Origin of the sequence: Magnetofaba australis IT-1, from assembly GCF_002109495.1 — a bacterium.
GTDB lineage: Bacteria > Pseudomonadota > Magnetococcia > Magnetococcales > Magnetococcaceae > Magnetofaba > Magnetofaba australis.
In genome coordinates, this window is sequence record NZ_LVJN01000021.1 from 332177 (window position 1) to 355724 (window position 23548).

Genomic DNA, 23548 nt, shown 5'->3' on the forward strand with positions numbered 1-23548 from the left:
TGTACCCTTTTCCCGCAAACATTTTTTGGCTTTCCCAAGCTTCGAGTTTTACTGCATTCGCCGTCCTGCGGACGACGGCCCCTGCGGGGCCTGCTCACCGCCGTTTCCCCGTTTGCCTGCGTACCCGCTCCACGCTCGCAGATTCTCCATCCACTCCTGAATGGCTCAACCTCTGTTCACGGGGAAACGGCCTGAAGATCTCAGATATTGGGGCGCTGCCCCAAACCCCGGTCGGGCGCTGCCCGACACCCGCCAGGGCGCCGCCCTGGACCCGCTGGGGCCACAGGCCCCAGACCCCGCCTCCGGCCAGCCGGAGGCCCATAGTCACCCTGGGCCCGACCTCTTTCCCACACACACTTTTACTCCGTGCGCTCTCTTGGCGCCTGCCCGATTCCCCTCCACTCCTCTATACTGCGGACTCCCTTTTCGTTCCTGCTCAGAAAGATGACTCCATGCCGCATCCCCGCTCCCGTCCCTCCCCCGACGCCGGCCTCGCCTCACGTCAATTGGCGCTGGAGGTGCTATTGGAGTTCTTCCGCCAGCCCAACGCCCTGGAGGATCGTCTGGACGCCCTCTGGCGCGCTCATCCCGATCTCGACCCCCGCGATCGCGGCCTGATTCACGAAATCGTGCTGGGCGTGCTGCGCCAATGGCCCCTCCTGGACGCCATGTTGCGCATTCCCATGAACAAGACGTTGCCGGACCAGCAGCTCACCGCATGGACCGCGTTGCGCATCGGACTGTATCAGCTTCATTGGATGCGCGTGCCGCCCCATGCGGCGATTCACGCATCGGTGGAGTTGGTGAAGCGGTCGCCGGATCAACCCCTAACGGGGTTCGTCAACGCGGTATTGCGTCGTGCGGCGGAGTTGACGCCGGAACAGGCGTGGGAGTCCGTGCGCGATCCAGCCAGACGCTTGAGCGTGCAGCATGCGCATCCGCTGTGGTTGACCCGGCGCTGGCTTAAGCAGTTGGGCGAAGAGCGTACGGCGGCGCGCATGGCCGCCAACAACGCCCAGGCGCCGTTGACCCTGCGTTTCCATGGCGCAGACGATGACGCCCGTGCGCAGTGGTTGGCGGAGTTGGCGGAGTCCGGCGTTGAGGCACGGCCTTTGGAATACCCGCCGGAGGCGGTGTTGTTGCCGCAAGGGGGGCGCATTCCGGCGCTGCCGGGCTATGCCGAGGGGCGGTTTGCGGTGCAGGATCGCGCGGCCATGGCGGCGGCGCGGTTGGTGGATCCGCAGCCCGGTGAGCGGATTGTGGACGCCTGCGCGGCTCCGGGCGGCAAGACGGCGCACATGGCGGCGTTGAGTGGCGGCGCCGCGACCATTGTGGCGCTGGACAATCGCGCCGAGCGATTGCAGCGGGTGGCGGAGAATCTGGACCGCTTGCAGGTGCAGGGGGTGGAGGTACGGGTTGCCGATGCGCGCAATGCCGATGAGCTGGGCGCGGAACTGTATGACCGGGCGTTGATTGATGCGCCGTGCAGCGGCACGGGGGTGATTCGGCGGCATCCGGAGATCAAGTGGCGACGCACGGCCAAGGAGATTGCCCAGGCGGCGGAGCGACAGGGGGAGATTCTGCGTGGGGTGGCGAGCCGGGTGAAGCCGGGCGGGGTGTTGGTGTATGCGGTTTGCTCGATGGAGCCTGAGGAGGGGCCGGATCAGATTGCGGCGTTTTTGGCGGAGAATCCGCAGTGGCGGCGGGATGAGGTGGAGGCAAAGGGGTTGGGTTTGGACAGCGCATGGTTCAACGAGCTGGGGGAGTTACTGACGGAGCCCAGCGAGCATGGCGTGGATGGGTTTTACGCAGCCAGACTGATCCGGGTGACAGACACGGAGTAAAAGTGTTTGCGGGAAAGAGGCCGACCCCACGCTATGTAAGGTGACAAATTGCCGCAGGCAATTTGTCGGGATTCTTAAGGGTCTGTGACCCTTAAGCGGGTTGAGGGCGGCGCCCTCATGGGGTGTGGGGCAAAGCCCCACTATCTTTAATCTTTCAGCCGTTTCCCCATTGAACGGAGGTTGATCCTGCACGGGGCTGTATAGTCAGTAGGAGCGTCGAGCCCGCACGAATGCCGTCGGGGAAACGGCGGTGAGCGATATGTCGGCGCAGCCAACAGGAGCGAATGCCGTAAAACTCGCCAGCAGGGAAAGCCAAAAAGTGTTTGGAGGAGAATCCCCGCTATTCTTGCTGAGCAATAAACCGCACCCAATAGAGTTGCGGGCAATTGCCGTCGTTTTTGCCTTTTTGCAGCGTTTCAGAAATGGCCTCAAACTGAACGCTCGTCACATGTCGTTGCTCCACATAGGCTTGGAACGGCTCCAGGCACCAGACGGCGTTTTGTGAGAGATTACGCGCTTTGAGGAAATCCTTCATGGGCTGGTCGGTGCGCACGGTTTCGGTGATGCCGGGCGTGGTGAATTCGTGATTTTCGCCATCGGGCACAGTGTGGGCATAGCGCGTATTGAGCAGGATGCGGAACCCCTCCAACTGGGGGAATTCAAATTTGATCTCCGGCCCTTTGCTGTGCAGGTAGCGCGCGGCCTCCAACAGGTTGTCATAGTTGTTGAAAAAGCCTTTAATTGAGTCCCCTTCGATATCAGAACGCAGATGGCCATCCAGTTGGCTGAAGTACTGTCTATAGCCCACCAGCCAACTGCGTAACTCGGTATCTGCATGGGGATCTTCGCTCTGAAATTTTGAGAATCCCGGAATATCCGATTGCAGAAAGAAGAGTCGCATGCGTGCTTGAATTTGCGGCGGCGCTGGGAGTAATGGCGCAGGTGGCTCTTCAGCCTGCAACGCAATGGTCGGATCGTGATCAAAGCGGTCCAGTTCATCCATTTGGCGTTGCAAGTCGCGTTTTTCCGTTTCCAATTGATGGATTTGTTGCTTCTGTTCGAGCAAAATACGACCGGTTTGCACGTCGTTGCGTAAGGCGCTGATTTTGCGATCCAGGCGCACAACCAGCATCTTGGCTTCTACGCTGGTTGCGGTGATAAATTCATTTTCCACTGATTCGGCGCCCTGCTTGGCTCGATTGTAGAAGCGGGGAAACGCCTCATTGACCTCTTTGCGCTCGGCCTCGGTGCTGACGCAGAACTCCACCCGCACCATACCACCCTCCTGCCGTTGGCGGATCTCCACGCCGATCCCTTTTTCCAGGCGCATGAACTCGGGGAATTCGGCGATAAAGTCCAAAAATGCGCTACGCACCATGGCGGGCGCATCCACGGCGAAGCTCCAGCGCACCGGGTCTTTCAGATAATCATCAAAGAAAAAGTTGGCGTGCTCCCCTTCGCCAAAATTCCCCCGCGCGGGTACGCGGCTGCCGGGTTTGGGGATCAGCTTGGGGCGTAATTCGCCACTCTCTTCGTCTGGCTCTTGCACGATTTCATAGGCGGTATAGATGAACAGGGTATTGCAGCGGGTGGCGTCATTCACCTCCCAGCCCCGGGTGTGCACCGCATCGAACACCGCGCCGGTGAAGTTGCAATCGATGATCGCCTTATTGGCCAGGGAGAGGGAGAGCAAAAAGGCGCCGGAGAAGTCGTGCTGTTTGATTTCCTCAATGCCCCAGAAGTTGGCTGATTCCAGCACTGCGCCACACAGATTTATTTCGTTGGCTTGCAGCCCTCTGACGTTGGCGAACTGGGCGCCGGAGAAATTCACTGTGTCGTGAAATTCAGCACCATCCATCCAAACACGCTGTTCAAATTTTGTGTCCCTGAGATCCGCGGATCCGCTGAATTGCGCGTTACTGAGATCCGCGTATCCGCTGAATTGCGCGTTACTGAGATACGCGGATCCGCTGAATTGCGCGTTACTGAGATCCGCGTCTCCGCTGAATTGCGCGTTACTGAGATACGCGGATCCGCTGAATTGCGCGTTACTGAGATCCGCGTCTCCGCTGAATTGCGCGTTCATGAGATACGCGGATCCGCTGAATTGCGCGTTACTGAGATCCGCGGATCCGCTGAATTGCGCGTTCATGAGATACGCGTCTCCGCTGAATTGCGCGTTCATGAGATACGCGGATCCGCTGAATTGCGCGTTACTGAGATCCGCGTCTCCGCTGAATTGCGCGTTACTGAGATCCGCGTCTCCGCTGAATTGCGCGTTCCTGAGGTTTATGGATTTGGCAAATTTTCGTTCCTGCCAATTCAATTTTGGAAAAACAATGCCCCGCAGGTCCAGCGCCTTTATGGATTTATCCGCCTCTCCGGCGGCAATCCAAGCGTCCAATGCCAGGAAAAACTCCGCCTGCTTCTCCTCCACTTGCGCAGAGTGGAACAAACAAAACCCCTCCTCATCATAAACAGGATGCTCGCATTGCTCCTCTTTATGCCCAGGAAAGAAAGGATGCTCAGGGCGGATATATCGACATCTTTTCTTATCTTCAGCCATAGGAAAACTCAATATATTGAGGGGTGCGAAGCAACACTATGAATAGTGTCGTTTTATGGGCGCCTCGTCAAGCACTGGATACCCTGCCCTACACACTTTTTGGCTTTCCCTGGCTTCGAGTTTTAGAGCATTCGCTCCTGTCGGCTGCGCCGACATATCGCTCACTGCCGTTTCCCCGACGGCCTCCTGGATGGCTCGCAGCTTTGCGCCTCTTCCCCACTTCTTACTGGCCCCGCCTCTGTTCTGTGGGGAAACGGCTTAAAGATCAAAGATATTGGGGCGCTGCCCCAAACCCCGGTCGGGCTCTGCCCGACACCCGCCAGGGCGCCGCCCTGGACCCGCTGGGGGCAGCGGCCCCCAGACCCCGCCGCCGACCAGTCGGCGGCCACCTTAGACACTCCCAGCCCGCACTCTTTCCCGCAAACACTCTTGCTTCGGCGCATAAAAAAACCGCCGGGCTTGTCTACCCGGCGGCTTCTATTCCTCTATGTCGCCTCGCTTACTCCAGCGCAAATTTCCGCATGCGATACAACAACGTATCCCGACTCATCGACAGCAACCGCGCCGCCCGCGAACGGTTGCCCCGCGCCTTGTCCAACGCCTGACGCAACACGCTGCGCTCCAACTCGGTAAAGTCCACGCCCTCATCCGGCATCACATACTGCGCCAACGAATGCGCCGCGCCCATCAAGCCAGGAGCCGCCGCCTCATGGAACTCCACCGGCAACATCTCGGCGGTGACGTCCGAACCCGCATACAAAATCGCCATGCGCTCGCAGAAATTGCGCAACTCCCGCACATTGCCCGGCCAACGATAACGACCCAGCAAACGCGCCGCCTCGCCATCAAAGCGCGGTGACTCAATGCCATGCTTGGCCGCAATCTCATTCAGGAATTGCTGCATCAACGCCTGCACGTCGCCGTTGCGCTCAATCAACGCAGGCAGCGCCAACGGCGCCACACTCAAACGGAAGAACAGATCCTCCCGGAAGCGGCCCGCCAACGCCTCAGCGCGCAGGTCCACCCGCGTGGTGGCCAACACCCGCGCATCAACGCGCTGCGCCGCACACCCCGAAGGCGTAATTACGCCGCTCTCCAGGAACTGCAACAACGCCCCCTGCAACCCCGCAGGCAATTCACCCACTTCATCCAGCAGCACGCTGCCGCCATCAGCCTGGGCCAACATCCCCGGCGCATTGGCGTCGCCCAACAGCAGCGCCTCGGCCCGCTCCGGGCTCAACGCCGCACAGTTGATCACAACAAACGGACCCCCCGCCCGCGCGCTGGCCTGGTGCATCGCCTCCGCCAGCAGGCTCTTGCCGCTGCCGGTGCCGCCCTGAATCAGGATCGGCGCCTCAGTGGCCGCCATTAGCGACGCAGCGCGCAAAACCATTTGAAAACTCGGAGCTTGGCCAAACAGAGAGGAGAAAGAGTCCATATTATACTCGATCGATAGCGGGAAATAATCTCAACCCACGTCAACACGCAGGCGACGGTTTGTTTCTATTCCAGCATGGCAGACTACTGCATTTTGCGCCATTTGACCATGTCAAACCACGCAATCATCAGTCATGACGACCCATTGATCTGACGAATGCGCAACATGGCAAAAGCAGAGCTAATGGAGGCCATATTAGAACTTATCCATAAACGGGTCACTCTAAGTGACAGAAGGTCCGGCGTTTCGCGACCGGATCCAAACAGCGAGGAGAGTGGTCATGAACGGGTCGTCGTTCTCAACGACGCAGCGTTTTTTGGTCCATTGGTTGACGGACGAGTACCGTCATCGGCCCTCCCCTTTGTGCAATTTTGATCGCCTGCGCAGTGAGGTTCGTCCTGGCGACGTGCTGCTGGCCGAAGGCGCCAGCCGCGTTGGCCAGGTGATCAAAACCATCACCCAAAGCACCTGGTCCCACTCCGCCCTCTATATTGGTCGGCTGCGCGATATCCACAACCCCCAGTTGCGCGCCCGCGTCATGGATTTCTTCGATGGCGACGAGGAGGAGCCGCTGCTGGTGGAGGCGCTGCTGGGCCGTGGCGTGGTGATCACCCCGCTGGAGACCTATCGCGGCCAACATCTGCGCATCAGCCGCCCCAAAGGGCTGCTGGAGCGGGACGTCCATCGGGTCATCGCCTTCGCCATCCGCCGTCTGGGCGCCGACTACGATATCCGCCAAATCCTCGACTTGATGCGCTTTCTGTTCCCCTACAGCATCATTCCCGGACGCTGGCGCTCCAGCCTGTTCTCCCACCGCGCCGGCAAGGCCGCGCGCACGGTGTGCTCCACCATGCTGGCCGAAGCGTTCACATCGGTGCGCTTTCCCATCACCCCCATCATCCGCCCCGACGCCAACGGCAAGATGCGTCTGTTCCGCCGCAACGAGCGCTTGGTGACCCCGCGCGACTTCGACCACTCGCCCTACTTTGAAGTGGTGAAGTATCCGCTGGTGGAGGCCGCCGAGAACTATCGCGACCTGCCGTGGGACACCGAGGGGTGGGTGTGCAACGAACACAACGAATGCTATCTGCCCACCCCCGACGTGGAGGCGGAGACCGGCAAGAGCTGGAACCCCCTGGGCTGGGCCAGCAACAACATGAAAAGATTGGCCAGACGCCGCTGGATCCGCGCAATCAGACGGCTGCGTCATGGTTACCGCGCTTGGCTGTGGCGACGCAGCCACGCTTTGGAGGACGACCCGCACGCCGGATTGGTGCGCCGCATCATGGCGCACCATGGCGGCGCGACGCTGCCGCCGCCCTCCTTTCATAGGAGAGAGAAATCATGAACGCTTGGCTGATGTCGCTGATGATTATCGTCGGCGTCGGGCTGGGCCTGCTGTTGACCCCGCCGTTGCGACGCCGACTGGTGAGCGCGCCGATTATGGCGCTGTTCGGTCGCGCCATGCCCAAACTCTCGTCTACCGAACAGGAGGCGTTGGAGGGGGGCGATGTGTGGTGGGAGCGCGAACTGTTTCGCGGCAAACCGCGTTGGGACGCGCTGCTGAATACCGATCCGCCACGCCTGACGCACGAGGAACAGGCGTTTCTGGATGGTCCGGTGGAGAAGCTGTGCAGTCTGATCGACGACTGGCGCATTACCCAGATCGATCACGATCTGAGCCCCGCCGCCTGGCGTTACATCCGCTCCGAAGGCTTTTTCGGCCTGATCATCCCGCGTGAATTCGGCGGCAAGGGGTTTTCGGCGCAGGCCCACTCGGCGGTGGTGATGAAGGTCGCCAGCCGCAGCGTGACGGCGGCGGTCACCGTGATGGTGCCCAACTCCCTGGGCCCGGCGGAGCTGCTGCTGCACTACGGAACCGAGGAGCAGAAGGAGTACTACCTGCCGCGTCTGGCGCGGGGCGAAGAGGTTCCCTGCTTCGCGCTGACCAGTCCGCGCGCGGGCAGCGATGCGGGCGCCATTCCCGACTCCGGCGTGGTGTGTCATGGCCGCTGGCGCGGCCAGGACAACGTGCTGGGGGTGCGTTTGAACTGGGATAAACGCTATATCACCCTGGCGCCCATCGCCACGGTGTTGGGTCTGGCGTTTAAACTGTATGACCCGGACCATCTCCTTAGCGGGCAGAGCAAACGCGGCATCACCCTGGCGCTGATCCCCACCGATCTGCCAGGGGTCTCCATCGGCTCGCGGCATGATCCGCTGGGGGTGCCGTTCCTCAACGGCCCGACCCGTGGCCACGACGTGTTCATTCCGCTCACCGCCATCATCGGCGGCGAGGCGGGCATCGGTCAAGGCTGGCGCATGTTGATGGCGTGCCTGTCGGAAGGGCGCGGCATCAGCCTGCCGGCTCTCTCCACCGGCGCGGCCAAATACGCCGCGCGCATCAGCGGCGCCTATGGCCGCGTGCGCCAGCAGTTCGGCCTGCCCATCGGACGCTTCGAGGGCGTAGGCGAACGCCTGGGCCGTCTGGCGCTGGAGGCGTATCGCATGGAGTCGGCGCGGCGGGTCACCCTGCAGGCGTTGGATTCGGGCCTGCGTCCGGCGGTGATCAGCGGCATCGTCAAGCAGCAACTGACTGAAGGGATGCGCCGCAGCGTCAACGACGCCATGGACGTGTGGGGCGGAACCGCCATCTGCCAAGGCCCGAGCAATCTGCTGGCCAACGCCTATCGGGCGATCCCCATCGGCATTACGGTGGAGGGCGCCAACATCCTCACCCGCAGCCTGATGATCTTCGGGCAGGGCGCGGTGCGGGCGCACCCGTGGCTGCTGCAGGAGATCCAGGCGGCCACCGGCGACGGCCCCTATGCGGAACGTTTGATCGCCTTCGACCGCGCCCTGTTCGGCCACATTGTCCACGTCAAACTCAACGCCCTGCGCAGTCTGTTCCACGGCTTGACCGGTGGATGGCTGGCCTCGGCGCCGCGCGGAACTGATGGCGCATTACGTCGCCTCTATCAACGACTGGCCCACGCCTCCAGCAATTTCGCCATCGCCTCGGATCTGGCGCTGGCGCGGCTGGCGGGCGGGCTCAAGCGGCGCGAGGCGCTCTCCGGGCGTCTGGCCGATGTGTTGAGCCACCTCTATCTGGCCTCGGCGCTGCTCAAGCGGTTTGAGGACGATGGCCGTCCCGACGCCGATCTGCTGCTGCTGCAAACCAGCGTGGACGACAGCCTGCATCAAGTGGAGAGGGCGCTGATCGGCGTCATCGAGAACTTCCCCGACCGCATCGTCGGCGGCCTGATGGGTCTGCTGATCTTCCCGTGGGGCAGTCGCAACCGCGCGGTGGACGACGCCCGTCTGCTGGCGCTGGCCGAACGGCTGGATGGCCACATGGACGATATGCAGCGTCTGTTGGGCGGCCTCTACATCCCCTGGGATGAACGCGAACCGCTGGCGCAGTTGGAGAATGCGCGCATGCTGGCGCGCCGCGCCGCCGAGCCGGAAAAACGCTTCATGCGCTGGCTCAAAACAGCGCAACCGCCGGTGCAGGAACACGCCATTCAGGCCCCGGAAGGGCATCTGCAAGAGGCGGTGGACGCAGGCGTGATCACGCCGCTGGAGGCGCAGCGTCTGCAACAACTGGCGCAGGCGCGGTTGACGGTGACCGCGGTGGACGAGTTCCCCTCGGTGTGTTGGATCAACTCCAGTAAGGAGCGCGCAGCATGAACGCCACCCGCAAAGTGTATGTCGTGGACGGCTTGCGCACCCCGTTTCTGAAGGCGCGCGGGGTCCCCGGACCCTTCAGCGCGTCGGATCTGGCCACACAGGCCGGGCGCACGCTGCTGCTGCGGCAACCGTTTGAACCCGAAGAGCTGGACGAAGTGATTCTGGGCTGCGTGGTGCAGGAGTCGCAGGAGGCCAACATCGCCCGCGTGGTGGCGCAACGCCTGGGCTGCGGCGACCATGTGCCGGCGTGGACGGTGCAGCGCAACTGCGGTTCGGGCATGCAGGCGTTGGATTCCGCCGCGCGGCTCATCGCCGACGGCGACGCCGATCTGATTCTGGCGGGTGGTGTGGACGCCATGTCCCACGCGCCGCTGAAGTTCACCGAGCGCTTCGCCGCCTGGATGGGCGGTTTGGCCCGCGCCCGCTCGCTGCCGCAAAAGCTGGCGGCGTTGAGCCGCTTCCGCCTCAGCCTGCTGACGCCGGTGATCAGCCTGTTGCAGGGGCTTACCGATCCCAAGAGCGGCCTGTCCATGGGGCAGACGGCGGAGAATCTGGCCCACCGTTTTGGCGTGAGCCGCGCGGCCATGGACCAGTTCGCCGCCGACAGCCATCTGCGCGCCGCCGAAACGCGCCCGGCGCTGGCTGTGGAGAATGTGCTGCTGTTCGATGACAAAGGGCGCTTCTATGACGCCGACGACGGCGTGCGGCCCGACTCCACGCCGGAGAAGCTGGCCAAACTGCGTCCGGTGTTCGACAAGCCGTTGGGCAACATCACCGCAGGCAACAGCGCCCAGGTGACCGACGGCGCGGCGCTGCTGCTGCTGGCCTCGGAGGAGGCGCTGGAGCGCTACAACCTCAAACCGCTGGGGGTGATCTCGGCGGCCACATGGCGCGGTCTGGACCCGGAACAGATGGGCTTGGGACCGGCCTACGCCATCCCGGCATTGTTGGCGCGCGAACAGATCGACATGCAGCGGGTGGATCTGTGGGAGATCAATGAAGCGTTCGCGGCGCAGGCGCTGGCCTGTGTGGCGGCGTTGGATGATGACGACTTCTGCCGCAGCGAACTGGGCCTGGAGCGTCGTTTTGGCCATATCGACTCCGAACGGCTGAATATTGATGGCGGGGCCATCAGTTTGGGCCATCCGGTGGGGGCCAGCGGCGCGCGCATTGTGCTGCATCTGCTCAACGCATTGAAGCGACGTCAGGAGAGACGCGGCGTGGCGGCGTTGTGCATCGGCGGCGGCCAGGGCGGCGCCATGATGGTGGAGCGTGTCGTCTGACTGAGTAGAGGCAAGAACTGAAGATTCAGAAACAATGTGCGAGTCGAGCAAGGAGCAAAACTAACGAGGGTGCAGGGAAATCGGGATTTATCCCAATTTGGCCTGCCGGGTCCAGGGCAGAGCCCTGGCTGGTTGAGGGCGGAGCCCTCATGGGTCCAGGGCAAAGCCCTGGTGGGGTTTGGGGCGAAGCCCCAACATCTTTCATCCCCCAATCAACCCAGCCCAAACCCAGCCCTATTGCACGACTTATGAGCAGTGGGAGACAGACCATGTCGGACCATCTGTGTATCGGAACCTACTGGCGCTGGGAGCGCGATGAGACGGATCACATCGTCACCATCACCGCCGATGCGCCGGACGCGGGCGCCAACACGCTCTCCAAGGCGTCCATTGAGGAGCTCAACGCGATTCTAGCGGAGCTGGAGGACGCCTCCATCGCCGGGGTGATCTTCCGTTCGGCGAAACCGGCGGGCTTCATCGCCGGAGCGGACGTGAGCGCCTTCGGCCAACTGCGCACAGAGCGCGAGGCGTTGCCATTGATCCAGGAGGGGCAGGCGTTGATGGATCGCATCGACCGCTTCCCCCACCCCACCCTGGCGCTGATTCACGGCCACTGCTTAGGCGGCGGCCTGGAGCTGGCGCTGGCGTGCCGCTATCGGGTGCTGCGCGATGACGCCGCCACCCGGGTGGGACTGCCAGAGATCAAACTGGGAATCTTCCCCGGCTTTGGCGGCAGTTGGCGTCTGCCGCGTCTGATCGGCCACGTCCCGGCGATGTCGCTGATGCTGGCCGGGGCCACAGTGGATGCGCGCAAGGCCAAACGGCTGGGGCTGGCGGATGTAATCACCCCCGAGCGGCTGGAACAGCGCGCCGCCCACGATCTGCTGCAGCGGGCGCCGCAGCCGCGTCGCGCCGGATGGCTGGCGCGTCTGCCGGGGGTGTGGCCGCTGCGCACATGGGTGGCGGCGGCGCTGCGCGGACAGGTGCGCGACAAGGCCAACCCGTCCCACTACCCCGCCCCCTACGCCCTGATCGAACACTGGGCCCATGGGGTGAGCGATTCCACCACAGCGCAACCGCGCGAAGCCGAGCAGGTGGCGCATCTGCTGGTCTCCCCCGCTGCGCGCAGCTTGACCCGTCTGTTCTTCCTGCGCGAACGCATGAAGAAGTTGGGCAAGAACGACGCCCCGGCGCCGCGCCATGTGCATGTGGTGGGCGACGGCGTGATGGGTCGCGGCATCGCCTCCTGGTGCGCTTTGAACGGTCTGCGGGTGAGCCTCCAGGGGCTCGACCCCAAACTGCTGGGCCGCGCGGTGGCGGAGACCGCCAAACTGGCCAAACGCAAACTGAAAGATCCGCGCCGGGTGCAACAGGTGCTTGACCGCCTGATCCCCGATCCGCGCGGCGACGGCGCGGCCCGCGCCGACATCGTCATCGAAGCGATCTTCGAGAACCAGGCGGCCAAACGCGAACTGTTCGCCCAGTTGGAGCCGAAGATGCGCCCCGACGCCGTGCTGGCCAGCAACACCTCGGCGATCCCGCTACAGGAGTTGGCCAAGGGGTTGATCGACCCCACGCGGCTGGTGGGGCTGCACTTCTTCAACCCGGTGGCGCGCATGCCGTTGATCGAGGTGGTGCGCGGCCCGCAGAGCAGCGACGAAGCCATCGCCCGCGCGCTGCGTTTCGCCGTCACAGTGGACAAACTGCCGCTGCCGGTGACCAGCAGCCCGGGATTCCTGGTCAATCGCGCCCTCATGCCCTACATGCTCGAAGCGGTGCGCATGATGGACGAGGGCATCGACACCCGCTGCATCGACCAGGCGGCGCTGGCCTTCGGCATGCCCATGGGGCCGCTGCGTCTGGCCGACACGGTGGGGCTGGATGTGTGCCTGTCGGTGGCCGAAGAGCTGGCCCCGACGCTGAAACTGGAGATCCCCGCACGCTTGCGGGTGATGGTGGCCGACGGCCTGTTGGGCGAGAAGAGCGGCCAGGGCTTCTATCAGTACGCCGCCGCCAGTGAACCCCGCGCCAGCGAGCGCGGCCAGTGGGTGGACGGTCCGCTGCACCAACGCCTGATGGCGCCGCTGCTCAATGAAGTGGCCGCGTGTCTGGCTGAAGGGGTGGTGGAAGACCCCGACATGGCCGACGCCGGTATGGTGTTCGGAACCGGTTTCGCGCCGCACCTGGGCGGCCCCATGCGCTATGCGGCGCAGTTGGGCGAGTCGGAGTTGGCGGCGCGCTTCGACGCATTGGAGCGCGCCCACGGTCCGCGTCTGGCCATGCACGGCGGCTGGAGCGATGCGACTCTCATCGATTGGCTACAACAGCAGGAGACGACTCATGCTGTGGCGACATCACAACGACATTCTCCCCAAGGGGGAGGCGACCACCCTGTCGGCGCTGTTCCGCGCGCGTGTTGAACACAGCCCCGACGCCCCCGCCTATCGTCAGTATGACGCCGAGCGGGGCGAGTGGCTGCGCTTCACCTGGCGGCAAACCGCCGATGACGTGGCGCGCTGGCGCGCCGGACTGCGCAAACTGGGGCTCAAACAGGGCCAACGGGTGGCGATTCAACTGCACAATCGCCGCGAGTGGGCGCTGTTCGACCAGGCGGCGTTGAGTCTGGGATTGATCACCGTGCCGCTGTATGCGCAGGATCGCCCGGAGTCGGCGCGCCATGTGCTCAGCGACTCCGGCGCCCGCGCCCTACTCACTGAGAACGTGCTGCTGTGGCGCGAGATCAAACAAAGCGGCGACCTGCCGCGCGCGCTGCAGCATGTGCTGATTCTGCAAGGCGGCATGGGGGAGGCCCGCAAAGACGCCCGCGTGCAGGCGGTGGAAACGTGGCTGCCGGAGCAGGGCGACCCGTGGCCGTTCGATGAACCGGACATGCACGCCGACTCCCTGGCCACCATCACCTACACCTCCGGCTCCACCGGTCCGGCCAAAGGGGTGATGTTGACCCATGGCAACATTCTGGCCGACGTCTACGCGGCGGTTTCGCGCATCGAGGCCTACCCGGAGGACTGCTTCCTGTCGTTCCTGCCGCTCTCCCATGCGCTGGAGCGCACCGCTGGTTACTACCTGCCGATGCTGGCGGGCAGCGAAGTGGCGTATGCGCGCAGCATCGCCGACCTGCCCGAGGATCTGCGCACGGTGCGCCCCACGGTGCTGATCTCGGCGCCGCGCATCTTCGAGCGCATTCACCGGCGTGTGATGGAGAAGCTGTCCCACGCCGCCCCGTGGCGCGCCAAACTGCTGAATCTGGCGGTGGCGAGCGGCTGGGACCACTTTCAACACCAACAACATCGCGCCCGCTGGAGCTGGCGCGAAACCCTGTGGCCGCTGCTGCGCGCCCTGGCGGCGCGGCCGCTGCTGGCGCGGTTGGGCGGACGGCTGCGGGTGGCGGTCTCCGGCGGCGCCCCGCTCTCTCCAGAGATCTCCCACTTCTTCCTGGGGCTGGGGCTGCCGCTGGTGCAGGGCTATGGTCTCACCGAAACCGCGCCGGTGGTGAGCGTCAACACCCTGGAGGATAACGCGCCGGAGACCGTGGGCGCGCCGCTGCCGGGCATCGACGCCCGCACCGACGAAAAAGGCGAACTGTGCGTGCGCGGCCCCAACGTGATGCGCGGCTACTGGCGCAATCCCCTGGCCACCAAACAGGCCATCGACGCCGAAGGGTGGTACCACACCGGCGATCTGGCGGAGTTGGACGCACACGGCCACATCCGTCTGGTGGGGCGCCTGAAAGAGATTCTGGTGATGGCCAATGGGCGCAAAGTGGCCCCCGGCGACGTGGAGAGCGCCATTGAGCGCGACCCGCTGTTTGCCCAGACCCTTCTCATCGGCGAGGGTCGCCCCTATCTGGCGCTGCTGGCGACGCTGGATGAGAGCGCCTGGCGCAAACTGGCGCAGGAGCAGGGGTTGGATCCCAATCAACCGGCGGCGCTGGCCGATGGCCGCATCGAGGGGCTGTGCATCAAGCGCATGAACGCGCAACTGGCCGCCTTCCCCGCTTATGTGACCATCCGCCGCGCCCATCTAACCTTCGAGCCGTGGAGCGTGGAGAATGGACTGATCACCCCCACGTTGAAGATCAAACGCCACGCCATTGTGGAACGCTATGGGCGGCAGATCGACGCCCTCTACCGCGGCCACGAGGCGTAACCTACTAGAACAGTATGCATCTTTTGCCAGACCGCGACGCCCAATGGCGTTGCGGTCTGTGCATTTGCAACCATCACCCCATAACGCCAAACGCCGCATCGCGCCGCGCCAGCCAGCTATTGTGCGACAAAATAGCGGTCATGGGTCGGCCCGCTGGGTTCGATAAGAACCCATCAAGGGACCCATTGGATTGTCGCCCTCGACCAGCCTATTGCAATTGGCCGGTTGGCGCGACCTGACGTTTGGTTGATTGAATTTGGTGATGCAACCCTCTCTTCGCATACGGCGCGGCGTGCGCCTGTTTACCGGACTGCGCGCGCAGATGCTGGCGCTGGGCCTGTTGGCCCTCATCGCCCTGCCCTGGCTGGGCGCATCGCTGGGCCGCGCGCTGCTGGGCGAAGCGGCGCAGGCGCAGACCCACAACGCCCTGAGCGTGGCCAATGGGGTGGCCCAGTTCCTGACCGGTCGCCCGGAGCTGCTGGATCCCTCCCTGGATCCGGCGTTGCAGGCCCTCGAAGAGATCGTGGTGAGCCGCGCGCGCCTGATCGAACACGCCGTGCGCCTGGATGGCAAATCCCAGGAGTGGGCCGACCTCATGGGCTTCGCCGACCGCCATCAACTGAGCAAAATCGACCCCGCCCTGAAAGATCCGCCGGACTTTCAATCGCTGTTTGCCGCCAATGAGGAGTTCCTCTACGCCCTGCTCATCGCCCGCGACAAGCACATCGTCTACCGCGACCGCAACGGTCTGCGCCTATACCGCTCCGACCATCTGCGCATTGAACTGATCGACGCCGAAGGCAGTGCGCATCACTACGCCATCTCCCCCACCAAAGCGGGCTGGATCAACGCCCACCTGCTCAAGGGCGACCCCCTGGATGGCTTGCCGGATCGCCCAGAGATTCGCATCAAAGGGATGTGGAAGGAGCAGGGCGACGGCTTTTTGGTGGAGCTGCGCATCCCCCGCGACATGCTCGGCCCCAAACTGGAGGCGACCCTCTCCCTGGGCGATGTGGATGAGGCGGATGCGGAGAACCCGCGCGTGACCCTGCTCAACGCGCGCCACAGCGCGCAACCGGGCAAACCCGCATCGCCCCCCTCTGCCAAGGAGAAGCCTCTCGATGACTCCCGCGGCAAAGCGCTCAGCGCGCTGCTGGGCGGCTTTCGATCGTTTGCCGGGCAGATGGTGATCGTGGATAAGACCGGACGGGAGTTGGCGCGCCTGGGCGCTCCTGGCAAGGATGATGGCATGCAGCAAACGCGCTTCTGGACCCCCTGGGCGCATCGTCTGCTGCCAACAGCGCCGCAGGACGCCAATGCACAGGCGTTGGCGCGTCCGGTGATGGCGGCGCAATTGACCCAGCCGCAAGCGGTCTGGAGCAGAGACGATCCTCTGCGCGCGCCGGTGGCGCGGGCGGCGGCGCCGGTGCGCCATGGGGATTCGACGCTGGGGGCGGTGTGGGTGGAGACGCCCCTGGATGGGCTGCAACGCGCGCTGGAGCGCAGCGCAGCAGGGCTGCTGGGCGCTCTATTGAGCCTGATGGCGGCGTTGGCCATATGGATGGGGTGGTTGGGGCTCGCCTTCGCCCGACGCGTGATTCTGCTGCGCGATCAACTGCATGAGGCGCTGGACCCCGACGCCCGCGTGCTGGCGGCGCCGACTCCGGCGCGGGCGCCGGATGAACTGGGGGATCTGTCGCGCGCATTCACCCTGATTCTGGTGCGCCTGGATGAGCACAATCGTTATCTGGCGGGATTGGCGGATCGACTGCTCAACCACATGTACGCGCCCCTGGCCAGCGCCCGCGCGGCGCTGCAACCGCTCCAGGACGAACAGGCCGCCGCCGACCAAAACGCCGCGCAAGCCGCCGCGCAAGCGCTGCAGGCGTTGGGGCCGCTGGAGACGTTGTATACCGCGCTACATCAGTCGCGGGAGTTGGACCGCGCCCTGGCCGAAAACGATGACGCGCCATTCGATCTCACCTTTGCCTTGAGCGGCGGCGTCAACTCCCTCAAGCAGCGCTATCCCGAGGCCGACTTCTCCCTCGAGCGGCCGACCGATCCGGTGATGGTGATGGGGGTGCAGAGCGCGGTGGCGCTGATGTGTGAAAAGGTGCTGGAGAACGCCGCCCAGTACGCCGAACCGGGCAGCACCATCCGCGTGGAGCTGGCGCGCCAGGGCGGCATGGCGGTGATGACGACGCGCAATCTCGGCCCCGCTCTGCCCACGCAGATGGGCGATAGACTGTTCGACGCCATGGTCAGCGTGCCGCCCGAGGGAACCCAGCCACCCGCCGATGGCCTATGGCGCCCTGGTCTGGGCCTCTCTCTGGCGCGGCGCATCGCATCGCGACATCATGGCGAAATTATCGCGCAGAGCCTCGACGCTCCCAGCGGCGTGCTGGTGACCATTCGTCTGCCGTTGGCGCCAATCTGACGGGCGCGTGCTGGCGAACCCGCACGCCAGACGCGGGGAATTACAGCGGCGCCTTGTCCACCGCATCGGCGGCGGAGTCGATGGAGTCATGCATCTTCTCCCCCACCACCGGCACAATGGAGGCCACCCCGCCCACCACCCGCATGGGCGCGCTCACCACCTTGGTGAAAAAACAGCCCGACAGCAGAACGCTGATCAACACAATCCCCGCAAGACCCGAAACTCGCCGCATTGGCTTCTCTTTCCGATGTTTTTCCTGCTGAAAACAATGAATCCGGCCCACGAATTGTAGACCGTGTGGTAAACACGCGCCACACGTGTTGCGAAATTGTTGCATTTACGCACTACCGAACGTGACAAAGTGTTATATAATGTGGCGTCCGCAGGCTTATTATGACTGCGATTCAATCAATTATGCGCTTTGGATATCCCAATGAATACAGAACTCTATGATGAGCTGGCCGCGACATCCCTGTTCGAAGGCCTGGAAGACGTCACCCTTGAGCGCGTCGCCTCCTTTAGCGCCGTGCGCCGCTTTACTGATGGCCAAAAGGTGCTCTCGGAGCACGCCGACGACGGCTATCGCACCCTCTATCTGCTACGCGAAGGCCGCTTGAACCTGGCCAAAGCGCCCTCGGCAGAGCAGTTCGACTCGCCGGTCAATCTGGCCACCATCGATGAAGAGGTGTATGGCGAGGTGAGCTGGCTGTTGGGCCGCAGACCCTCGGCGGAGCTGACCAGCATCGGCGATTCACGCTTGTTGGTGGTGGATGGCGAAGAGCTGTTTGCGCTGTGCGAAGAGGATCCCAGCGTGGGCTTTCTGATCATGTTTCGTCTGGCCTCCATGCTCTCCATGCGCCTGGTCAACGCCACCCAACAGGCTGCGCAACAAAGCGCTTGACGCACTGCGCCCGGATATGATGCCCTGCATTAGTCAGGGAGGCGCCAGTTGCGTCACTCGACCGTAGAAGCGGATGGAAAAAACACCATGACCAGCCTAGATGTATTGCGCTGCGTGCGCCTGTTTCGTGATCTGGATAACGCGATTCTCGATGAGATCGCCACATTCAGTGAAATCCGCAGCTACGCCCACGGCGACGCCATTCTCAGCGAAAGCAATCCACCGCCGACCCGGGATATCTATCTGCACCTGGAGGGCTCCATCGGCGTGAGCAAACGCGCCGTGGTGGGACAGACCCTCAAGGACGTGGACATCCAGGCCATCGATAACGAGGTGTATGGCGAAGTGGGCTGGTTCCTGGGCGTGGCGCCCTCCGCCGACGTCATCAGCCACGGCGCCAGCAACTTTCTGGTGGTCGATGGGCAGAAGCTGTTCGCCCTGTGCGAAGCCCACCCCCAGGTGGGCCAGCAGATCTACTTCCGCCTCGCCTCGGTGTTGGCCCAACGCCTGGCCTTCAACACCAAAAATCTGGCCAGCAAAAGCGTCATCGTACGCGACTGCCAAGAGCCCATCAGCTAATCCAGACCCCTGCCACAACCCGCCAAAGCCCCCTCCGTCACGACTTTGTCGCCTGCTTTTCACGCCATGCGCGCTTCGGCGCGCGCGCGCAAAATCCCTCCTATCGTTGCTAAGGCGCCTACCTTGTTAGCTTTCCTGACAAATTCGCGCTTTGGAAATCACGCCGAATAAATTAAACTGTTGCTTATATAAGTCATCAGTGAACGCTATCCTGGTTAACGGGAGCAGCCAAACGACGCGCAATCCTCTGCTCGGCGGGAGGCGAACCCTATCTCGTCGGTCGCTTTGAGGCGATCCGAAACCCCTGCGCCGCTCTGCTTGCAGGTCGGCGATTGACAAGGAGAAGCTTTATGAACAGACGTCTGTTAGCCCTGTTTGTCGGCGGCGCGGCCCTGGCGGTGGGCATGACCGCACAACCTCAAGAGGCGCTGGCCAAGCGCATCACCTTCAGCGGCGGCCCAGCGGGCGGCACCTTCCAGGTGGTGGCCAACGCGGTGCAAGTCTACAAACCCATCAAAGAGTTGGATGGCTATAAGGTCAAAGCGCAATCCTCCGCCGGTTCGGTGGAGAACCTGCGCAAAGTGGACGCCGGACGCGCCGACTTCGGCGTGGTCTACTCCGGCCACGTCTATCTGGGCCGCAACGGCAAGCTCAAGAACGATGCCAAGAAGTATGAAAACGTGATGGCGGTGGCCTATCTGTATGGCGCCCCCGCGCAGTTGGTGGTGCGTAAAGGCTCTGGCATCTCCAGCGCCTCCGATCTGGTGGGCAAAAAAGTGGGCGTGGGCAACGCTGGCTCCGGCGCCTTCGCCAACGCCGAGCTGTTCTTCAGCCACATGGGCGTGTGGGACAAGATGGAGCGCAACGCCATGGGCTACAATGACGCCGCCCAGGCCTTCGGCAACAATCAATTGGACGCCTTCTGGCTGTTCACCGCCTTCCCCAGCGGCGCGGTGATCATGGCCGCGCAGACCAATGACATCGACCTGGTGGACCTCGGCGCCGACGCCGAAAAGAGCGGCTTCTTCAAAGAGTACCCCTACTTCAGCAAACTCGCGGTGCCGGCCGGGACCTATCGCGGCGTCGATAAAACTACGCCGTCGTTCCAAGACTCCGCGCTGTGGGTGGCCAACGCCAACACCCCGGCGGATCTGGTCTACAAAATGCTGTCGGTGATCTACACCGATAAGGGCTTGGCGCACATGCGCAGCCAGAAGAAGACCTTCAAAGAGATGAGCATCCAGACCGGCGTCAACGGCATCGTCACCCCGATGCACCCCGGCGCCGAGAAGTTCTGGCGTGAAAAGGGCATGCTCAAATAATCCGCACACACTTCGCACCTGACCACTGAGGCGACAGCCAGAGCGGCGCGCGCAACGCGCCCGCTCTGGCCGTGCGCCCTGCCCCTGTTTAAAGAGGCGGACCATGGCTGCATTCCAAGATCTTCACCGGTTTGAAAAAATCCTGTTCGATACATTGGCGCTCAGCCTGGTCCTGTTCTACTCCTATGCGGCAGTATGGGAGCCCGCCTCGACCCAGTACCACCGGGGCGTCTACGTCATTCTCACCTATCTGCTGGTGTTTCTGCTCTACCGCTCGCGCAACCCATTCATGCGCGTGGTGGACTACCTGCTCATGGGGCTGTCGGTGGGCTCGCTGGGCTACTGGATCCTCAATTTCGAGGCCATCAACTACCGCTCCGGCGCGGAAACCGAGCTGGATACCTGGATCGCCATGGTGGGCGTGCTGCTGGGCATTGAAGTGGCGCGCCGGGTGGTGGGACTCATTTTTGTCATCATCGGCGCCATTATGCTGCTCTACGGCGTCTACGGCGCCTACATGCCGGATCTGATCTCCCACGCCGGGGACACCTTCCCCTATCTGTGCGTCTCCATTTTTTACAAAAGCGACGGCGTCTTCGGCATCATGGCCAACGTGCTGGCCACCTACATCGTGCTGTTCGTCATCTTTGGCGCGTTCCTGGAGAAGAGCGGCGCGCAACGATTCTTTATCGACTTTCCCCTCGCCGCAGTGGGGCACAAGGTGGGCGGCCCGGCCAAGGTGTCGGTGATCGCCAGCGGCCTGTTCGGCTCCATCTCCGGCTCCGCCATCGCCAACACCGTCTCCACCGGCGCCTTCACCATCCCGATGATGAAAAAGGCGGGCTTCAAACCCCACATCGCCGGCGGCATCGAACCGGCGGCGTCCCTGGGCGGCATGTTCATGCCCCCCATCATGGGCGCGGGCGGCTTCATCATGGCGGAACTGACCGGGGTGCCCTATTCGGAGATCATGCTGGTGGCGGTGTTCCCGGCGCTGATGTACTTCTTCAGCGTCTTCGTGATGGTCCATTACGAGGCCAAAAAGCACAATATCGTCGGCGAGCGCTCGGAATTCAGCGCCATGGAGATCCTGAAAAACGAGTGGTACTACATCCTGCCGCTGGTGGCCATCACGGTGTTCATGTTGTACGGCTACTCGCCGGGCTTCTCGGCGATTCTCGGCATTATCACCGCCATCGCCATTAGTTGGATCAACCCGGAAACGCGCATCGGCCCCCGCGCATTCCTTGAAGGCGCACGCGCCGGGGCCGAGAGCAGTCTGAAGATCGGCGCCACGGTGGGGGTGATCGGCATCATCATCGGCGTGCTCACCTACAGCGGTCTGGTGCTCACCTTCGCCGACATCGTGATTGAACTGGCTGATGGCAGCCTGTTCCTGACCATTGCGCTTATCGCCCTGGCGTCGTTGGTGCTGGGCATGGGGGTGCCGGTGACGGCGGCCTATCTGATCACCGCCGTGGTGGCGGTGCCTGCGCTCACCGAGCTGGGGGTCAATCCCATCGCCGCGCATATGATCGTCTATTGGCTGTCGCAGGACTCCAACATCACGCCGCCGGTGTGCATCGCCGCCTTTGCCGGGGCCACCATCGCGCAATCCAACATGTGGCGCACCGCGTTTGCGGCGTTCAAGTTCGCCAAATTCCTCTATCTGGCGCCGTTCCTGTTTGGCTACGTGCCCGCCTTCTCGCTGGATGGAAGCTCACAGGATATCGTGGTGGCGTTTGTGTTGATCGCTTTGGGCACCTACTTCTATGCATGGTTCCTCAGCGGCATCTGGTACAAGCCGCTCAAGGCTATGCTGACGGGAGCCAAGGCGTAAGAATCGCACGAATGAAATAGTGTGTGCGGGAAAGCGTGCGAGCATGCGCTATTGAGTTGGCCGCCGACTGGTCGGCGGCGGGGCCTGGGGGCCGCGCCCCCAGCGGGGTGTGGGGCGGCGCCCCACGACTTTCCGGGGAGCTCAAGGGCAAAGCCCTCGATATCTTCCCTCTCCCGAAACTTTTTATTAGCGCTAATGATTGAAGCGTAAAGAGACTGGGGCTTCGCCCCAGACCCCGACCAGGGCGCCGCCCTGGACCCGCCAGGAGGGACGCCCTCCTGGACCTCGGTTCGTTTTCGTTTCGAGCATGCATGTCGCTTTTTGCTTCTCATGCCGCCCTGTTGGGACGCCCCGTTTATGTCAGAACACAATCGCTATATGGATATGGCCCTGCGCCTGGCCGCGCGCGCCCAAGGGCGCACCCGCCCCAACCCCACCGTGGGCTGCGTGCTGGTCAAACAGGGGCGCATCGTCGGCAAGGGCTACCACCACCGCGCCGGACTGCCCCACGCCGAACGCGAAGCCCTGGCCGAAGCGGGCGCAGCGGCGCGCGGCGCCACCGCCTATGTGACCCTGGAGCCGTGCAGCCACCATGGGCGCACGCCGCCCTGTTGCGATGGTTTGATCGAAGCCGGCGTGGCGCAGGTGGTGGCGGCCATGAGCGACCCCAATCCACAAGTGGCCGGACGCGGCCTAGAGCGGCTGCGCGCGGCGGGCATCGCCGTCACCGTGGGGGTGCGCGAAGCCGAGGCCCAGGCGCTGATCCGCCCCTTCACCACCTGGATGCTGCACAAACGCCCCATGGTGACCCTCAAAGCGGCGGCCTCGCTGGATGGCAAGACCGCCACCCGCAGCGGCCAGTCGCAGTGGATCACCGGCCCGGCGGCGCGCAAACGCGGCCATCAACTGCGCAATAGTCACGACGCCATTCTGATCGGCTCCGGCACCCTGCTGGCGGACGATCCGCAACTCACCTGCCGCCTGCGCGGCGGGCGTGACCCGGTGCGGGTGGTGGTGGACGCCAATCTGCGCATCGCCGATGAGGCGGCGGTGTTGAATCTCCCCTCCCAGGCGCCGACCTGGATCATCGCCACCGAGCAGGCGGACCCCATTCGTCGCGCCGAGTTATCTGCACGCAATAACGTGGAGGTGATCACCTGTGGCGCCCTACCCGACGGCCGGGTGGATCTGCACGACCTCATGGGTCAACTGGCCAGTCGCGACATCACCAGCGTGCTCAGCGAAGCGGGGGGGATTCTCACCAGCGCGCTGTTGGAGGCGCGGCTGGCGGATCGGGTGGCGCTGTTTTTGGCGCCGATGCTCATCGGCGGCGGCGAAGCGCGGGGGATATTGGGCGGCTTGGGGGTGTCGGAGTTGGCGCAGGCGCCGCGCATTGAGCGCATGGCGCTGCAATCGTTGGATGGCGGCGATCTGTATGTCAGCGGCGATTTGATCTATGAAGCGCCGGAATCTTAAGAGTG

General features: G+C 63.5%; 15 protein-coding genes. 12 read left to right on the forward strand and 3 right to left on the reverse strand.

Going from position 1 to position 23548, the window contains the following annotated elements:
• Positions 1-452 precede the first annotated feature (452 nt).
• Positions 453-1844 carry a 16S rRNA (cytosine(967)-C(5))-methyltransferase RsmB gene (gene rsmB / locus MAIT1_RS20155; RefSeq protein WP_085446820.1) on the forward strand — a complete coding sequence of 464 codons (1392 nt, stop codon included), beginning with the start codon at positions 453-455 and terminating at the stop codon, positions 1842-1844.
• A 340-nt stretch (positions 1845-2184) separates the two neighbouring features.
• Here rsmB and MAIT1_RS20160 read toward each other — a convergent pair whose 3' ends face one another.
• Both MAIT1_RS20160 and MAIT1_RS20165 read right to left on the reverse strand, forming a co-directional pair.
• Positions 2185-4410, reverse strand: a complete 2226-nt coding sequence (locus MAIT1_RS20160) for a pentapeptide repeat-containing protein (RefSeq protein ID WP_085446821.1) — start codon at positions 4408-4410, stop codon at positions 2185-2187.
• A 499-nt stretch (positions 4411-4909) separates the two neighbouring features.
• Entirely contained in the window at positions 4910-5848 is a 939-nt protein-coding gene (locus MAIT1_RS20165) for a sigma 54-interacting transcriptional regulator (protein WP_085446823.1), read from the reverse strand.
• Positions 5849-6128: 280 nt separating this feature from the next.
• Here MAIT1_RS20165 and MAIT1_RS20170 point away from each other — a divergent pair, with 280 nt between their 5' ends.
• From MAIT1_RS20170 to MAIT1_RS20195, 6 genes are all read left to right on the forward strand, one after another.
• Positions 6129-7196 carry a YiiX/YebB-like N1pC/P60 family cysteine hydrolase gene (locus MAIT1_RS20170; RefSeq protein WP_085446824.1) on the forward strand — a complete coding sequence of 356 codons (1068 nt, stop codon included), beginning with the start codon at positions 6129-6131 and terminating at the stop codon, positions 7194-7196.
• The gene (locus tag MAIT1_RS20175) at positions 7193-9538 is read left to right on the forward strand and encodes an acyl-CoA dehydrogenase (RefSeq protein WP_085446826.1); all 2346 of its coding nucleotides are present in this window, start codon (positions 7193-7195) and stop codon (positions 9536-9538) included. Before MAIT1_RS20170 ends, MAIT1_RS20175 begins: the two co-directional genes overlap by 4 nt.
• Positions 9535-10821, forward strand: coding sequence for an acetyl-CoA C-acetyltransferase (locus MAIT1_RS20180; RefSeq protein WP_085446828.1), 1287 nt, complete (start codon positions 9535-9537; stop codon positions 10819-10821). Before MAIT1_RS20175 ends, MAIT1_RS20180 begins: the two co-directional genes overlap by 4 nt.
• Before the next feature lie 269 nt (positions 10822-11090).
• A complete protein-coding gene (locus tag MAIT1_RS20185) occupies positions 11091-13241 on the forward strand; it encodes a 3-hydroxyacyl-CoA dehydrogenase NAD-binding domain-containing protein (protein ID WP_158089651.1) in 2151 nt (716 codons plus the stop codon).
• On the forward strand, positions 13162-14988 hold the full coding sequence (locus tag MAIT1_RS20190; RefSeq protein WP_085446831.1) for an AMP-dependent synthetase/ligase: 1827 nt from the start codon (positions 13162-13164) through the stop codon (positions 14986-14988). The genes MAIT1_RS20185 and MAIT1_RS20190 overlap by 80 nt, the downstream gene beginning before the upstream one ends.
• A 262-nt stretch (positions 14989-15250) precedes the next feature.
• The gene (locus MAIT1_RS20195) at positions 15251-17425 is read left to right on the forward strand and encodes an ATP-binding protein (RefSeq protein WP_085446833.1); all 2175 of its coding nucleotides are present in this window, start codon (positions 15251-15253) and stop codon (positions 17423-17425) included.
• A gap of 40 nt (positions 17426-17465) precedes the next feature.
• Here MAIT1_RS20195 and MAIT1_RS20200 read toward each other — a convergent pair whose 3' ends face one another.
• Entirely contained in the window at positions 17466-17657 is a 192-nt protein-coding gene (locus MAIT1_RS20200; RefSeq protein WP_085446834.1) for a DUF6726 family protein, read from the reverse strand.
• A gap of 201 nt (positions 17658-17858) precedes the next feature.
• Between MAIT1_RS20200 and MAIT1_RS20205 the strand changes: the two genes are divergently transcribed.
• From MAIT1_RS20205 to ribD, 5 genes are all read left to right on the forward strand, one after another.
• Entirely contained in the window at positions 17859-18326 is a 468-nt protein-coding gene (locus MAIT1_RS20205) for a cyclic nucleotide-binding domain-containing protein (protein ID WP_085446836.1), read from the forward strand.
• A gap of 87 nt (positions 18327-18413) precedes the next feature.
• A complete protein-coding gene (locus MAIT1_RS20210) occupies positions 18414-18905 on the forward strand; it encodes a cyclic nucleotide-binding domain-containing protein (protein ID WP_085446838.1) in 492 nt (163 codons plus the stop codon).
• Between the two features lie 350 nt (positions 18906-19255).
• Positions 19256-20227, forward strand: a complete 972-nt coding sequence (locus tag MAIT1_RS20215) for a TAXI family TRAP transporter solute-binding subunit (RefSeq protein WP_085446839.1) — start codon at positions 19256-19258, stop codon at positions 20225-20227.
• A gap of 103 nt (positions 20228-20330) precedes the next feature.
• Positions 20331-22067, forward strand: coding sequence for a TRAP transporter permease (locus tag MAIT1_RS20220; RefSeq protein ID WP_085446840.1), 1737 nt, complete (start codon positions 20331-20333; stop codon positions 22065-22067).
• Between the two features lie 357 nt (positions 22068-22424).
• Entirely contained in the window at positions 22425-23543 is a 1119-nt protein-coding gene (gene ribD, locus MAIT1_RS20225; protein WP_085447211.1) for a bifunctional diaminohydroxyphosphoribosylaminopyrimidine deaminase/5-amino-6-(5-phosphoribosylamino)uracil reductase RibD, read from the forward strand.
• The last annotated feature ends 5 nt before the right edge of the window (positions 23544-23548 follow it).

Bases quoted from the DNA above. Each gene is read 5' to 3' on its own strand.
- MAIT1_RS20160 (WP_085446821.1), bottom strand. From the start codon at position 4,410: ATGGCTGAAGATAAGAAAAGATGTCGATATATCCGCCCTGAGCATCCT.
- MAIT1_RS20210 (WP_085446838.1), top strand. From the start codon at position 18,414: ATGACCAGCCTAGATGTATTGCGCTGCGTGCGCCTGTTTCGTGATCTG.
- MAIT1_RS20175 (WP_085446826.1), top strand. From the start codon at position 7,193: ATGAACGCTTGGCTGATGTCGCTGATGATTATCGTCGGCGTCGGGCTG.
- MAIT1_RS20220 (WP_085446840.1), top strand. From the start codon at position 20,331: ATGGCTGCATTCCAAGATCTTCACCGGTTTGAAAAAATCCTGTTCGAT.
- MAIT1_RS20170 (WP_085446824.1), top strand. From the start codon at position 6,129: ATGAACGGGTCGTCGTTCTCAACGACGCAGCGTTTTTTGGTCCATTGG.
- MAIT1_RS20190 (WP_085446831.1), top strand. From the start codon at position 13,162: ATGCTGTGGCGACATCACAACGACATTCTCCCCAAGGGGGAGGCGACC.
- MAIT1_RS20180 (WP_085446828.1), top strand. From the start codon at position 9,535: ATGAACGCCACCCGCAAAGTGTATGTCGTGGACGGCTTGCGCACCCCG.
- ribD (WP_085447211.1), top strand. From the start codon at position 22,425: ATGTCAGAACACAATCGCTATATGGATATGGCCCTGCGCCTGGCCGCG.
- MAIT1_RS20215 (WP_085446839.1), top strand. From the start codon at position 19,256: ATGAACAGACGTCTGTTAGCCCTGTTTGTCGGCGGCGCGGCCCTGGCG.
- rsmB (WP_085446820.1), top strand. From the start codon at position 453: ATGCCGCATCCCCGCTCCCGTCCCTCCCCCGACGCCGGCCTCGCCTCA.
- MAIT1_RS20165 (WP_085446823.1), bottom strand. From the start codon at position 5,848: ATGGACTCTTTCTCCTCTCTGTTTGGCCAAGCTCCGAGTTTTCAAATG.
- MAIT1_RS20195 (WP_085446833.1), top strand. From the start codon at position 15,251: ATGCAACCCTCTCTTCGCATACGGCGCGGCGTGCGCCTGTTTACCGGA.
- MAIT1_RS20205 (WP_085446836.1), top strand. From the start codon at position 17,859: ATGAATACAGAACTCTATGATGAGCTGGCCGCGACATCCCTGTTCGAA.
- MAIT1_RS20185 (WP_158089651.1), top strand. From the start codon at position 11,091: ATGTCGGACCATCTGTGTATCGGAACCTACTGGCGCTGGGAGCGCGAT.
- MAIT1_RS20200 (WP_085446834.1), bottom strand. From the start codon at position 17,657: ATGCGGCGAGTTTCGGGTCTTGCGGGGATTGTGTTGATCAGCGTTCTG.